This is a genomic window from Celerinatantimonas marina (assembly GCF_046054165.1).
GTDB lineage: Bacteria > Pseudomonadota > Gammaproteobacteria > Enterobacterales > Celerinatantimonadaceae > Celerinatantimonas.
Genome location: NZ_JBFNXK010000001.1, coordinates 291,003 through 304,997 on the forward strand (window position 1 = coordinate 291,003; position 13,995 = coordinate 304,997).

Here is a 13,995-nt window from a genome sequence, read left to right on the forward strand (position 1 = left end):
CGCTCGAGTAATGTTACGTGGCTCACCCTTTATCATAAGTTTTTCCTATCTTCCCGTCGACTCAGATAGCTCGAAGGCCTCGTCAAAAGCATGAAATTACGGTATAAATAACCATGAGTTTTTTGATGTATGGAGTTTTTATGTCGGCAATTCAATCCAATACTCATCTGTCTTTTAATGCAAAACCTGATGCTCTGCTGGGCAAAGTTATCTTAGTCAGTGGGGCCAGCGATGGAATCGGGCGCTGTGCAGCAATTGAATACGCCAAACGAGGTGCTGACATTATTTTAATCGGCAGAAACCGACAAAAACTCGAACAAACGACACAAGCAATTGCTCCTTTTCATGTTAAAACACTTTCGATAGTTTTAGATTTAGCCAACGCGAACGCCACTGATTTTAAACAACTGGCCGCACAAATTGAAACCCAATGGCATCGTCTCGATGGAGCATTACTCAACGCCGGAATATTAGGTGAACTCGCTCCTATTGCAGAAATTGCTATCGATGATTTTGATCAGGTCATGCAGATCAATGTTCGTTCACAGCTATTAATGATCCAGGTTCTTTTACCTTTATTACTAGCCTCAGCATCCAGTTCACTTATTCTGACTTCATCCGGTGTAGGCCGTTATGGTAGAGCGACCTGGGGAAGTTACGCCATTTCTAAATTTGCAACCGAAGGTTTAATGCAAACCTTAGCGGATGAAATGAAAACAACATCGCTACGCGTCAACTGCATTAATCCCGGAGCAACCCGAACCCACATGCGAGCCCAGGCCAAGCCGGAAGAAGATCCTCACACGCTGAAAACACCACTTGAAATTATGCCCACTTATTTATTTTTAATGGCCGATGAGAGTCAATCAGTTACAGGGATGAGTCTGGATGCGCAAATTCGATGAGTATTTATCGAGCCCGAACGACTATTGAACAATGGCGCATTTTTCAAGCAGTCGTAAAATTCGGAGGCTATGCACAAGCCGCCCATGCACTGAATAAAAGTCAGTCATCTTTAAATCATGCCGTCACAAAACTACAAATGCAGTTGGGTGTCCCATTGCTTGAAGTTAAAGGTCGTAAAGCCGTGCTGACAAAAATTGGTGAAGTCATGCTTCGTCGCAGTCAGCTGCTAACCCAACAGGTGGAAGACCTTGAACTTTTAGCCGATTCTCTCGAACAAGGATGGGAACCCACACTAACCATAGCCATTGAGCACATTCAGTCAAAAGTACTCATTTACCAAGCGTTGAAACAATTTCTTCCCCAAAGCAGAGGAACCCGAGTCACATTGATCGATACTGTTTTATCCGCAACCCAAGAAGCTATTATCGAAGAAAATGCTGATTTAGTGATCACGGCAGACCTACCTCAAGGAATTTTGGGAAAACCACTGAGTCAAATAAAAATGTTATTAGTCGCGCATCGGGAGCATGCGCTCGCCAGACAAATGAATATTACCTTCGACGATCTCATCCAGCATTTACAACTAGTCATTCGAGATAATGGTAAACAGCCCAATGCTAATCACGGCTGGCTACGCGCCGAACAACGTTGGACCGTTTCTTCGTTCCATGAAGCCATAAAACTCTTAGAACAAAATTTAGGTTTTGCCTGGATCCCTGAACATTTAATTAAAAACCAGTTAAATGAAGGTATTCTAATCAATCTTAAAGTCAAAGGCGGTGCTACGCGCCAGATAACAACCTACCTTGTGGTCCCTAATGCTCAACATCAAGGACCTGCTGCAGCCTGTCTGGAGCAATTAATTCTGCAGCAATTCGGCATCCATACACTATAAGTCAGACACTTTTAGCCAGACTCATACTCAATAAGTTATATCTAATCCATCTAAAACTGGTTTTGATCAAACAAATGAGAAAACGGAATTATTATCATTTATAATTATCAATACATCTTGTTTGCCGAAAATGCTAAAATTGGCTAGAAAAAAGCGATTGCCAGTAAAGTGATGTCGGTCATTGGCTATATATATGCAGGGTATACGTTATGTCCAAAGCAACTACGCCACAAATTTTTCAGTTAAGCCAGTTACATTTAGGTGAATCAGTCATAGTGAATCATATCGATGCAGATATCGAAGATGTTCAACGTATGAATATGCTAGGGATCCGAAAAGGCATTCAAATGAAAATTGTCCACGGTCCCGGACGTCGTGGCGCAGTCGTTCAAATCGGTGGAGCCCGAGTGGCCTTAGGCCCTGAAATTATTCTACAGATTGCAGTCACGCAATTAGCTCAACCTATTTCAGAAAATACCTTGGTAGCTGGACGGTCGATATGAGTGGATGTTGTGATCATGAACAATGGCAGTTACCTGCAGGACACTTCGTTGTAGCACTAGCCGGAAATCCAAATTGTGGCAAAACCACTTTATTTAATCTATTAACCGGTGCACACCAACGCATCGGCAACTGGCCTGGTGTCACAGTTGAAAAACGTTCGGGTTCCATGAATTTGGATGAAGCCAAACTCTCAGTAGTCGATCTGCCCGGGGTCTATAGTTTAATGGGCGGTGGTAGTGCCGATCAGGCTGTTGCTCGAGATTTCTTACTTGATAATCCGGTGGATCTCATCATTAATATTGTCGATTCATCTAATCTTGAACGGCACTTGGTGATGACGGCTGAACTGCTTGAAATTGGCAAGCCAATGATTCTGGTACTTAATATGATCGATGAATCAGAAGCTATCGGTTTGCATGCGGAACTCGATCGACTCAAGGACGAGTTACATTTTCCTGTTGTAGCAATGGTGGCTCGTAAAGGGAAAGGTCGTGAAGAACTGATCCAAGCGATTAAAAATAGTCTGCAGCATCCTCCGACCAGCTGCCAGCTTGAATATACCGAAGAAGCTCAACAAGCGATTACTGATATCGCAACCCATATTGAAGCACCATCACTTGCCCGCCAGCGTTTTACCGCTTTACGTTTATTAGAAGGAATTACTCATACCGAGTCCCCTCTATTACAAGAACGATTACAGCGTCATCAACAACAACTCGAAACGCAATATGGTGAAGCCGCTGCAGACTTAATCGCAGCGAGTCGCTTCGACTGGGCCTACAAAATTGCGAGCCTGGCCTTTACTCGACGCCCCGCGAATTCATTCCGTCAAAAAACAACCGAGATTCTCGATAATATTGCATTAAGTGACTGGTTTGGAGTCCCCATTTTTTTATGTATTCTCTATGTTGTATTTGTCTTAAGCTTTAGTGGCGGAAATATTCTGCTGGATTTCTTTGATCAGGCCTCATCGGCGCTACTCATCAATGGTGTCGGCCATGTTCTCTATCTGATGGGATTACCCAACTGGCTAGTATCAATTATTGCTGGCGGCATTGGTGGCGGCTTAAATCTAGTTATTACTTTTATCCCACCTATCGGCATGACATTTTTTCTTCTGGCTATTCTGGATGATTCCGGTTATATGGCCAGAGCAGCCTATGCAATGGATCGACTCATGCGTCGTATGGGACTTCCAGGCAATGCATTGGTCCCCATGGTTATTGGCTTTGGTTGTAACGTTCCAGCCATTATGGGATCCCGGATTATAGAAGATCCCCGAGGACGAATACTAACCGTATTAATGCAGCCTTTTATGTCCTGTTCTGCTCGATTAACGATCTATATGGCATTTGCTGTCGTTTTCTTTAGAGAACAAGGTGGACAGGTTGTATTTCTACTTTATTTAGTTGGGATCGTGGTGGCCTTTTTCACCGCTTGGTTATTAGGGAAAACGGCTCTCACAGGCAAACCCCGGTCGTTTGCAATGGAGTTACCCCCCTATCGTTTACCGAGTCTTCGCAGTGTCATCATCCAAAGTTGGCATCGACTCAAAATATTTATGTTTCGTGTCGGACGAGTCATTGCCGTTATTGGTCTAGTTTTATTCATTCTACCGGGTATCGGCTGGCAGAATGGCCGGATCACAACAACCGATATCGACCATTCACTTCTGGCACAGGGGAGCCGCGCTATCGTCCCCATTTTTGCGCCAATGGGGATCACTCCGGATAATTGGCCAGCTGTTTCAGGATTAGTCGCGGGGGCTGCGGCTAAAGAAATTGTTATTGGCACCATGAATGGTATTTACCAACGCCAAAGCGCACAGGATACATTAACTAGCTATCGCAATCCGGATATTTGGGGCCAGCTCAAAGTCGCGATCCAGACCATCCCAGAAAATATAAAAACATTTATCACAACAATTTCAGACCCTCTAGGCATATCCGATTTAAGAACGGATGATGAGGCACGACAAGCCTCAGGAGCCAGTAGTGCAACCCTCACTGCACTAGCAAAAGGATTCACGCCGCTATCAGCATTCGCATACCTCATTTTCGTTTTACTCTATATGCCGTGCGCAAGCACAATGGGTGCTTTACGCCGAGAAGTTGGGTGGGGTTGGATGTTGTTCTCATCAGGTTATGGCATAGCAATTGGTTGGGCAGGCGCAACACTTATTTATCAATTAGGCACTTATACCGAACATCCCGGACAATCCGTGATGTGGACAGCTGGAATTTGTATCTGCTTTTTAGGGCTGGTTTTAGGGTTGCGGTTTTTTGGAAAATCACAGAAGCCAACATTATCGGGAGAACCTACAGTTTGAACCCATTATTTGCAGTGCGTGATTTTATTCAACACGAAAAAATAGCTTCCGTTCCCCAAATCGCAGGGGCATTGGCACTTTCTCCGGCACTTGTTGAAGAAATTATCCATCATTGGCTTCGACGAGGCTATATCAGTGAACATGCGGATATACCCTCCTGTTTATCCCAATGTTCTACAGGCAGCTGCCGGAGCTGCCCTGAAAAAAAGATAACTAAAAACTACTATTGGATAAAGACAAGCATCCATTAACGATGCTTGCTCCGTACGAATAGCCACGCTAGACTAAAACTTAATTTATCTATTCTCACTCATAAATAATATGGCAAGTTTGCAAGATCAATTAAGTCAGCTGGTATACAGCACCGAACAAGGCCGAATCAAACCAGAGCCGGAGGCAGAGCCAATCCCCAAAGGAGACGGTATTATTCGGATCCGGCGAGAAACTAAAGGCCGTAAAGGTAAAGGAGTGACGGTATTAAATGGCTTTGGTATCCCCCAAGAAGAACTTAAAACCATTGCCAAAGCATTAAAAAAGCATTGTGGTGTTGGTGGAAGTGTAAAAGAATACACCATTGAAATTCAAGGTGATCAACGTCTGGCAATCGAAAAATGGCTGGCCGATCATCAATACCGTTTTAAACGAAACGGGGGATGAGTGAGCAACGCTTGCTCTTTATCGATTAACCCGTTAAAATCCCCGCTCTTTTTGGGGAGTAGTCGTCACTTCAACGTGAGTGATTATCAACATTCTTGGTTAATTATCTAACCGTGGTAATCACAGCCTTCATGGCCTGACAAGACCAAACAGATTAGTCAACGCCAATAATTAAGTTGTAAGGCGGGCTGCTTTGACTATTCTGTCTGGTTTCATTGGCCCGTCTTACCTTATAAATCAATCATGGAAGCATTTTTAACATCAGCCTTTTCGGTGGCATTATCTGAATTGGGCGACAAAACACAATTACTCGCTATTATTTTAATTTGCCGATTCCGAAAGCCTATTCCGATCATCATCGGAATGATTATCGCCACGATTGCCAATCATCTCTTAGCGGGGTATGTGGGGGCCCTCATTTCTCAATGGCTCACACCCGATGTAGTTCGCTGGCTGGTAACCATCTCATTTTTAGCTGTTGCATTATGGGCCCTTTTCCCAGATAAAATGGAAAATGATGACTCTCAACCCATGCGCTATGGGCCATTATTGACAACGCTAATTATGTTTTTCTTAGCTGAAATTGGAGATAAAACCCAAATAGCGACAATGATTATGGCCGCTAAATATACAAATCTTTGGGAAGTTGTCTCAGGAAGTACAGTCGGTCTTTGTATAGCCAATATTCCAGTCATGCTCATTGGTTATCGATACATTAACAAACTTCCGATGAAATGGATTCGCCGCGGATCTTGCTTACTCTTTTTAATACTAAGTGTGATTACATTTTTTAATCACTAAAAATCATCAAACTAAATCGTAAATCATTATGTAAAGCTGGCAATGAAACCGCATAATTTTATGCATGATGACGTTCATAACTAAAACAAAAAAGCAGATCCACTCCAGTTAATAATTACGATAATAATCAATAACGACCAGCAGAACTTAAAAAACCACCTACATCAATAGGTGGTTTTTTAGATCAAAACAATCTTTAAGATGTTTTTAATTAAAAGAGGGCTGCATTAAGCCACAAATGAACCAGAATCGCACCGGCATACCCAAGGGCAATAGCAGGCAACCAACGCAAATGCCCAAAGAAAGTATACATTCCTCGAGCCTGCCCCATTAGCGCAACCCCAGCGGCAGAACCAATAGATAATAAACTTCCACCAATACCTGCAGTCATCGTAACCAATAACCATTCACCTAAGCTCATATCAGGATGCATGGTTAATACAGCGAACATTACTGGGATGTTATCCACAACTGAACTTAAAATACCGATGGTAGTATTAGCATAAGTTGGGTTCCAGTTGCTATAAAGCGCGGTAGAAGCCAGATCCAAATAACCAATAAAGCCTAACCCACCGACACACATTACAACCCCATAGAAGAAGAGCAATGTATCCCACTCGGCCTGAGCGATGCGTTGAAACACGTTAAAAGGAACGATACTTCCTAAATACTGCAACGCTTCCTGATCGCCTCGCTGTTCAGCTGATGTTTTAAGATGCTGAACTTTTTTCGGAAAACTACGCCGCAGATAAAATCCCATACATTGTAAGTATCCAAGACCTAACATCATCCCCATAACAGGAGGCAAATCTAACGAATTATGACCCACAACAGCTGTCACGATAGTCAATAAAAATAATAAAATGATACGGCGTGCTCCTCGTTTCATCGGAACATTTTCACTGGTTGAAGCCACCGTACTTTTCTTAATGAAGAAGGTCATAATAACTGCAGGAATTACAAAACTAACAACGGCAGGAATAAATAAATCAAAGAATTGATTGAACTCCACAACGCCTTTTTGCCATACCATTAGAGTCGTAATATCACCAAAAGGACTAAAGGCTCCTCCCGCATTGGCACCAATCACGATATTCACGCAGGCCATATTGATGAAACGCTTTTCATCTTTAGCCACTTTAATAACAACCGTACACATCAACAATGCAGTGGTCATATTATCAGCGATAGGTGAAATAAAGAATGCGAGAAGCCCTGTTAGCCAAAACAATACGCGATATGAAAGGTTCTTACTAACAAGCCAGGTTCTTAATCTATCAAAAACGCCTCGTTCTTCCATCGCATTGATATATGTCATCGCAACTAATAGGAATAACAATAATTCGGCATATTCTTCTAAATTACTACTAAAAGCTTCTCCAACCCAGGGAGCATGCGCTGTTCCCCGTTCAGCTAACCCAACTAGAAACCAAATCAATCCGGCTGCAATCAGTACCGGTTTCGATTTATGCAGATGAGTCCACTCTTCACTAGCAACAAGCAAATAAGCCACAATAAAAGCAAGCAGCGAAATCCATGCTGTCGTGGTCCCAACTAAATGTAAATGACCTTCAGGTGCCTGATCTGCAAACACGGGAAAGCTGAAAGCAGCTAATAACAAAGCCACCCAACGGAAATTCCTTAACATAGTCTATCCTGTAGTATCAATTGAAATCTTTTATTGAAATAATGTGCTGTAGCCAAACCCTTGGTCTACATACCCCCCGCAAAAAACATCATATTCATTGGTTCATTCTGTAAATAGTCTCAATTTACTCGAAATTACCGACTCAACGAAAAACCGACATTCTATTGTTATACCGATAGATTTTAATCCATTGATGAAGATCAGATTATCGAGACAAACCCTTAAAATCTTTCATTTATTTTACTTTTAAGTGACAAGTTGGAGTTTATTTATTCGATTTCATTTACATTTTAAACAAAAATTTGGCCCCGAATTTAAGTTCAATATTTATAAAACACTGATTAAAAAGACCCAATAGGATTAAATTAAACCTATCAATATACATCCTAATCAGCCTAATTTTTAGATAGGTTTAACATGAGAGAATTATAGTTACAGCAAGCCAAACTTCATTTAATCCCATTTTGATCTTGTTACACTATTGACTCCCTCATGAAGCTTCATGTTCAAAGTGTATTTAATTTGAACAAAATTCGGCCATGAAAGATCAATAGCCCAAAAGAAGCAATTTAAAACATCCAGTGATTCAAGCTAGAATAAGACTCAATTTTTTGGGCTACATTATGAATACATTCGATCCTCAAACATTCCGCAATAGTTTTCCATGCTTTCAGACGAATGATCTGGGAATTTATCTGGATAATGCGGCAACGACACAACTTCCAGAACAAGTCATTGCGATGCTGAATAGCTACTACCTTCAGGGCCGAAGCAATGTTCACCGCTCCTCTCATCCTCGGGCTCAAATGTTAACCGATCAATTTGAACAAGCCCGAGAAACCGTCGCCCAATGGCTCAACGTAGCAGAAGATTCACAGATAATCTGGACTTCAGGAACAACAGCCAGTTTAAATATGCTGGCCTATGGATTACAGGGACAATTTCTCCCAGGTCAAAAAGTATTAGTTTCAACAATGGAACACCACGCCAACTTACTTCCCTGGCAGCGTTTGTGCCAGCATGAAAATTTACGTCTTGAAATTATCCCGGTCACTTCCGAGGGAGAATTAGATTGGCCTGCCTATGAAGCGTTACTGGATGATTCAACCGCAATAGTGGCTGTAGCTCATGTTTCCAATAGTCTTGGCACCTGTAATGATGTTGCTAAAATCTGCCATCTCGCCAAAACCGTCGGAGCCATTTCAATTATTGACGGTGCGCAAGCGGTTGCACATTTGCCCGTTGACCTGAATGCTATAGGCTGCGATGCCTATGCATTTTCGGGACATAAAATGTACGCACCATCAGGTGTTGGTGTTTTATATGGCCGTTCAACTCTGTTAAAACGTCTGCATCCGCTGTTGCTCGGGGGTGAAATGGTCAAGCATGTCAGCTTTAATACCGCAAGTTTCAGGGAGCTGCCATTCACGTTAGAGGCCGGGACACCCAACATAGCCGGTGTCTTAGGTCTAGCTGAAGCGGTCGAATTTCTCAAAACATGGGATAATGGGCGTTACACCTATGAACAAAATTTGTTGAACTATACCTATAACCAACTGCACGAAATAGATGGACTCCGGCTATTGGGCGCACCCAAGCAACGCTGTGGCGTACTCGCATTTGAAGTCCAGGGTATTCATCCTTTTGATATTACCGCTTGGTTAAACGAGCAACGGATTGCTATCCGCTGTGGACACCACTGTGCGATTCCACTCACGGAACAATTCACGCAGCAAGGAAGTATTCGCGTTTCTCTGGCAGCTTATAATACCATTGATGAAATTAACTATTTTATTGAACAACTCAAACAAGCTATAGATATAAACCGTTTATGAATTATCCCCAATTAATCCAACAGGTGCTGACCTGGGACAAATTAGAAACTCAATTTCAAAGTCTAAGTAGCGGTGAAGAACGCTACCGCCAACTGCTATTACTCGGTAAAGCGCTACCTAGAATCGAACCTGAAAAATGTATTGCTAAAAATGAGGTTCAAGGTTGCGAGAGCAAAAGCTGGTTTTATTCAGATGATCAAAATATCTGGATTGATAGTGAAGCCCGAGTCATTCGCGGATTAATCTATTTACTTCTGTTACTTTGCCAGCATACCCAAGATCCAGCATTACTGATGCAACTCGACCTGCCTGCAATTTTGAATAAATTAAAACTACAACAGTTCCTCAGTACATCTAGAATCAACGGAATTCAAGCCATCTGGAGCTTATTAATTCATCAATAAATAACAAGATGTGCATAATATCGCAAATTTATAAAATAAATTATAAACCACTATAAAATGCTCATAATTTGTACGTTTTTGCTATGGAAAGACCTTGCAGCTCATGAGGTGCCGTGTATACTGGATTCGTTGAAATGATTGGCAATATTTATGCGATTTAGAAGCAATGTATAACGTCGCTCCTGTAATTCATAAGTAAGTCATATTTTTCAATGTATTACATAGATATTTTATTGCAGGATCGAGATATGTCCAACAAATTGACTGGTACCGTAAAATTTTTCAACGAAACTAAAGGGTTTGGTTTCATCGCTCAAGAAAATGGCCCTGATGTTTTCGTTCACTTTAGTGCAATCCAAAGTGATGGATTCAAAACGTTGAAAGACGGTCAACAAGTCGAATTCACCCTGGGTCAGAGCCAAAAAGGCCCTCAGGCAGAAAACGTAGTGCCTCTGTAAAGTAAACTGGCCAAGAATAAATATAAAAACCGCTAAATTAGCGGTTTTTTTATATCTACTCGATGTATAGCTGAAACTATCGTCCTTTCGTATATCCCATACTAAAGGACGATCCGTTACCAAAAAGATCTAATCGTTAATCGGTAATTTATTCAACTCTTCAACAACTCGATCACCAAAAGCATCAGTATGAATCAACTTCACATCTTTGCCTTTAGCCAGATCAGGTGTGCAATATCCAGCAGCAAAAACAGCCTGCATCGCTTGCCATAGATTTTTAGATTCCTGCTTCATTCCAAAGCTCATATCTAACATTAAAGCCACCGATCCAATCATTGAATAAGGGTTGGCCACATTTTTCCCGGCAATATCTGGCGCACTACCATGTGAGGGTTCATAGTATGATTTTTCAGGACCGACACAAGCAGAAGGCATTAAGCCTAACGAGCCTAAAATACCACCGCCCTGATCACTTAAAATATCACCAAACATATTTTCCATGACCAAAACATCAAACTGCCCTGGATTCAGACATAAATAAGTAGCGGCAGCATCAACCAAGATATATTTCACTTCGACATCAGGATAATCCTGACCTACTTCACCAATGATTTCATTCCACAAGACACTGGATTTTAGAACGTTACTTTTATGGATACTGTGTAAGACTTTCTTACGTGATTGCGCAGTTTCAAAAGCAACTTTTGCAATAGCTCGAATCTGATCTTCGTCATATTCAAGCACTTCATGAACATAACGCTTACCTTGTTCATTAATACCGGTCTGTTTTTCACCAAAATAAAGACCACCGACCAATTCCCGGATAATGACAAAATCAATGCCATCTCCAATGACTTCTTCTTTCAATGGTGAAAAATAAGATAATGCTTTGGGCAAATAAACCGGCCGGAAGTTCGCAAACGTATTATAACGCCGACGCATCGGAAGCAAAGCGCCTCGTTCAGGCTGTTCATCTACAGGAATTTTCTGTGATTCTTCGTAACTTAAACCAATCGTTCCTTTTAAAATCGCATCGGCTTCATCACAAATTTGTTTGGTTTCTTCCGGAAAAGACTTTCCGGTTTCAAAGTAAGCTGTTGCACCAAATAGCGCTGGTTTTAAGTCAAAAGCAACATCTGGATGTCGAGCTTCCACAGCCTTTAAAACTTTTACCGCTTCCTGCATTAATTCTGGACCAATACCATCGCCTGCCAACAAAGCGATCTTATAACGATTCATTTCTCAACTCCTGTGCATCAAATAATTCTGGCCAGTCATGACCAATTTTTAAGTAATTTTATGTTCCCTTAATTTTTTAGCAACGGCGGTATGAGACAACCCCAGTCGCTTAGCCAGAGACCGAGTACTTGGATAATGCGGATAATGGTAACTAATCAGCATCTTTTCAAAATCAGACATAGCCTGATGATACTCTTGATCGAGGATTTCATCTAAATCCACAGATTGTCGCTGGCTTTGATGGCTATATTTTATATCTCTCACAGCCCAAGATCGTAATCCTGTTACTGTCATAGTATCACGTAATACCTGCAATAATTGTGCAATATTACCTGGCCAAGAACATTTTTTAAGGAATTGTTGCACACTTTTAGCCAAAATTAGAGAAACTTTTCCTGCGCTTAAAAATTGTTCATCAATCCACGCCTGGGCTAGCGGAACAATGTCCTCACTACGCATCCGTAAAGGTAATATTTCAAGACACTGCTCAATCGCCGCATAAAAAGATTGCGCACCAAACTGTTCAATCAATTGATTCGGAGTTGCTAATGAAATAAATACCACTTGTGCGACATGATGCATCTGAGCACACAGCCGTTCAAATTGCTCAACCTGCAAAGATTCTACATTATTAATAATCACCATCATCGGTTGACTGACAGCAATATCTAGTAATTGCTCATCCAAAATGGCATCACTAATCAGGCCATCAATCATGATAGCCTGCTCGGCTGAATTTCCCTGAAAGTGATTCAATAAATGCGCTGAAAAATGACGCCCACACCCCTGCTCTCCATATAACAAAATAGAACGAGGTTGTTCAGCTATCTGTTTCAACTGGGCGACAACAGACACATAAGAAGGATGGTGGGCAACAAGTCCGAAAGGAGCAAAACTATCACGAACACTCGCCAAATCGAGATCTGGAACCACATGACTATCAGGCTGTAAAAGCATCATAGCCGCAGGTAAATCAGCTAAAGAGGAATCGTTAGATACGGGCTCAATCTGGGCTGAATATGGCCTGTCATCCAAATAAATGTCGACTGATTCAGCTCGCCCCTGTCCATTTCCCAACCAACGGCTAAAAGAAAATCCTTTAATAAATTCACTTAAAGGCTGACCAATTAAAAATTCGCGTGCGATGCCAGAAGCAAAAATAAAAGCCTGATTAACCTGGATCATCAAGCCGTTACGATCGATTAAAAGTACAGGGGAAAGAATTCGATTCAATAATAACTGATTTTCTCGCTCTCCAGATTCAGCTGGCGTGGAACCGACAACGCGAGCATCACAAATTTCTTCCAAATAGCGTAATTTAGTAAGAAGTGTCGGCAATTGTCCATCTGGAAGTTCAGAGATGACTAGGTAAAGGAATCCATTATTGTTGGTTTCCATCCCGGATAAATTTACACCAAATTCGTCGAGAATTTGACATATTTTAGAAACAATAGCAGTCCCACTACGACAACCAATTTCCAATCGTGTCATATTTAACCTGCATTACGTTCGGCCAATTCATCACAGCGTACGGCCATAACGAAATCAAATTCAGTCAATCCCAATGGTTGATGGGTCCACCAACTGACCTTTACCCGATTGAATTCAATAAGTAATCGTGGATGATGACCTTCAAGCTCGGCCATGTTTCCAATTTGATTAGCAAAGAGCATGGCTCCTGCAAAATTCTGGCACAGATAATTTTTAACTAACCGAGGATGGCCATCAATCAATTGTAATTGCCATTGATTCAAATGCGCCATAAGCTCCTGAATTCGCTCATCGGCCAATATATTCGCATGTGCTTCTGAGTCATTTTTAGCCATCTTTGGCGCTCCTTCCCTTCCTGATACATCCATATTACCTGATAACCAACTTTGCCGTCACGACTTTACTGTCATAACTTCAAAATCTTACTTATACTTCATTGAATATAAAGTATTTTATACTCAATCTGAGTAAAATATAGGCAATCTGTAGGCCTATAACCGTTTACAGTTTCTCTCTTAATTGGATAAAATTCTTAAAAAATGTAGAAGATGCATAGTCACGCTTTTATAATCGCACCTTTTGCATAAATGACAAAAACTTATCCACTTCAATGCAAGCTATAATAGTGGCTATTAAGCATTAGTATAGCTTGCATTGAAGTTATAGTGACCTGTTCAGCCACAACAGCATGTCATAATTGGCTAAATAAACTGAAAATATAATGGACACCATGCAGAGTATTCACAACACAGTCAAAGGTGCAACAGTTTCCTCACATAGTGTGAGCAACATATGGTTCTTCGCTATAGGTTTCATCATACTGATTCT

The 13,995-nt window shown here is 41.5% G+C and carries 14 protein-coding genes; 10 read left to right on the forward strand and 4 right to left on the reverse strand.

Annotated elements, in window-relative coordinates; genetic code table 11:
- Positions 1-167 precede the first annotated feature (167 nt).
- The 7 genes from ABUE20_RS01310 (at position 168) to ABUE20_RS01340 (ending at position 6,092) form a co-directional block, all read left to right on the forward strand.
- A complete protein-coding gene (locus tag ABUE20_RS01310; protein ID WP_408618226.1) occupies positions 168-905 on the forward strand; it encodes a YciK family oxidoreductase in 738 nt (245 codons plus the stop codon).
- Between the two features lie 2 nt (positions 906-907).
- Positions 908-1,801 (forward strand): LysR family transcriptional regulator, encoded by an 894-nt coding sequence (locus tag ABUE20_RS01315; RefSeq protein WP_408618227.1) that lies wholly within the window; start codon positions 908-910, stop codon positions 1,799-1,801.
- 209 nt (positions 1,802-2,010) lie between these two features.
- The gene (locus ABUE20_RS01320) at positions 2,011-2,304 is read left to right on the forward strand and encodes a FeoA family protein (RefSeq protein ID WP_408617991.1); all 294 of its coding nucleotides are present in this window, start codon (positions 2,011-2,013) and stop codon (positions 2,302-2,304) included.
- Positions 2,301-4,634 carry a Fe(2+) transporter permease subunit FeoB gene (gene feoB, locus ABUE20_RS01325; RefSeq protein WP_408617992.1) on the forward strand — a complete coding sequence of 778 codons (2,334 nt, stop codon included), beginning with the start codon at positions 2,301-2,303 and terminating at the stop codon, positions 4,632-4,634. The genes ABUE20_RS01320 and feoB overlap by 4 nt, the downstream gene beginning before the upstream one ends.
- Before the next feature lie 14 nt (positions 4,635-4,648).
- Entirely contained in the window at positions 4,649-4,885 is a 237-nt protein-coding gene (locus ABUE20_RS01330; RefSeq protein WP_408618228.1) for a FeoC-like transcriptional regulator, read from the forward strand.
- A 70-nt stretch (positions 4,886-4,955) separates the two neighbouring features.
- Positions 4,956-5,291, forward strand: a complete 336-nt coding sequence (locus ABUE20_RS01335; RefSeq protein WP_408617993.1) for an SUI1 family translation initiation factor — start codon at positions 4,956-4,958, stop codon at positions 5,289-5,291.
- A gap of 243 nt (positions 5,292-5,534) precedes the next feature.
- Entirely contained in the window at positions 5,535-6,092 is a 558-nt protein-coding gene (locus tag ABUE20_RS01340) for a TMEM165/GDT1 family protein (protein WP_408617994.1), read from the forward strand.
- Between the two features lie 211 nt (positions 6,093-6,303).
- Here ABUE20_RS01340 and nhaD read toward each other — a convergent pair whose 3' ends face one another.
- Positions 6,304-7,740, reverse strand: coding sequence for a sodium:proton antiporter NhaD (nhaD, locus tag ABUE20_RS01345; RefSeq protein ID WP_408617995.1), 1,437 nt, complete (start codon positions 7,738-7,740; stop codon positions 6,304-6,306).
- Between the two features lie 623 nt (positions 7,741-8,363).
- Between nhaD and ABUE20_RS01350 the strand changes: the two genes are divergently transcribed.
- The 3 genes from ABUE20_RS01350 to ABUE20_RS01360 all read left to right on the forward strand — a co-directional run bounded on the left by ABUE20_RS01350 (position 8,364) and on the right by ABUE20_RS01360 (position 10,437).
- Complete coding sequence (locus tag ABUE20_RS01350; protein WP_408617996.1) at positions 8,364-9,575, forward strand: aminotransferase class V-fold PLP-dependent enzyme; 1,212 nt, start codon at positions 8,364-8,366, stop codon at positions 9,573-9,575.
- Entirely contained in the window at positions 9,572-9,979 is a 408-nt protein-coding gene (locus ABUE20_RS01355) for a SufE family protein (RefSeq protein ID WP_408617997.1), read from the forward strand. Before ABUE20_RS01350 ends, ABUE20_RS01355 begins: the two co-directional genes overlap by 4 nt.
- Positions 9,980-10,227: 248 nt before the next feature.
- Positions 10,228-10,437 carry a cold-shock protein gene (locus ABUE20_RS01360; protein ID WP_408617998.1) on the forward strand — a complete coding sequence of 70 codons (210 nt, stop codon included), beginning with the start codon at positions 10,228-10,230 and terminating at the stop codon, positions 10,435-10,437.
- 129 nt (positions 10,438-10,566) lie between these two features.
- Here ABUE20_RS01360 and leuB read toward each other — a convergent pair whose 3' ends face one another.
- Genes leuB through ABUE20_RS01375 form a run of 3 tightly spaced genes read right to left on the reverse strand, consistent with a single transcriptional unit; the run spans position 10,567 to position 13,502 of the window.
- Positions 10,567-11,676, reverse strand: a complete 1,110-nt coding sequence (gene leuB, locus ABUE20_RS01365; protein WP_408617999.1) for a 3-isopropylmalate dehydrogenase — start codon at positions 11,674-11,676, stop codon at positions 10,567-10,569.
- A 48-nt stretch (positions 11,677-11,724) separates the two neighbouring features.
- Positions 11,725-13,167, reverse strand: coding sequence for a TyrR/PhhR family helix-turn-helix DNA-binding protein (locus ABUE20_RS01370; RefSeq protein ID WP_408618000.1), 1,443 nt, complete (start codon positions 13,165-13,167; stop codon positions 11,725-11,727).
- Positions 13,168-13,169: 2 nt separating this feature from the next.
- On the reverse strand, positions 13,170-13,502 hold the full coding sequence (locus tag ABUE20_RS01375; protein WP_408618001.1) for a 4a-hydroxytetrahydrobiopterin dehydratase: 333 nt from the start codon (positions 13,500-13,502) through the stop codon (positions 13,170-13,172).
- Between the last annotated feature and the right edge of the window lie 493 nt (positions 13,503-13,995).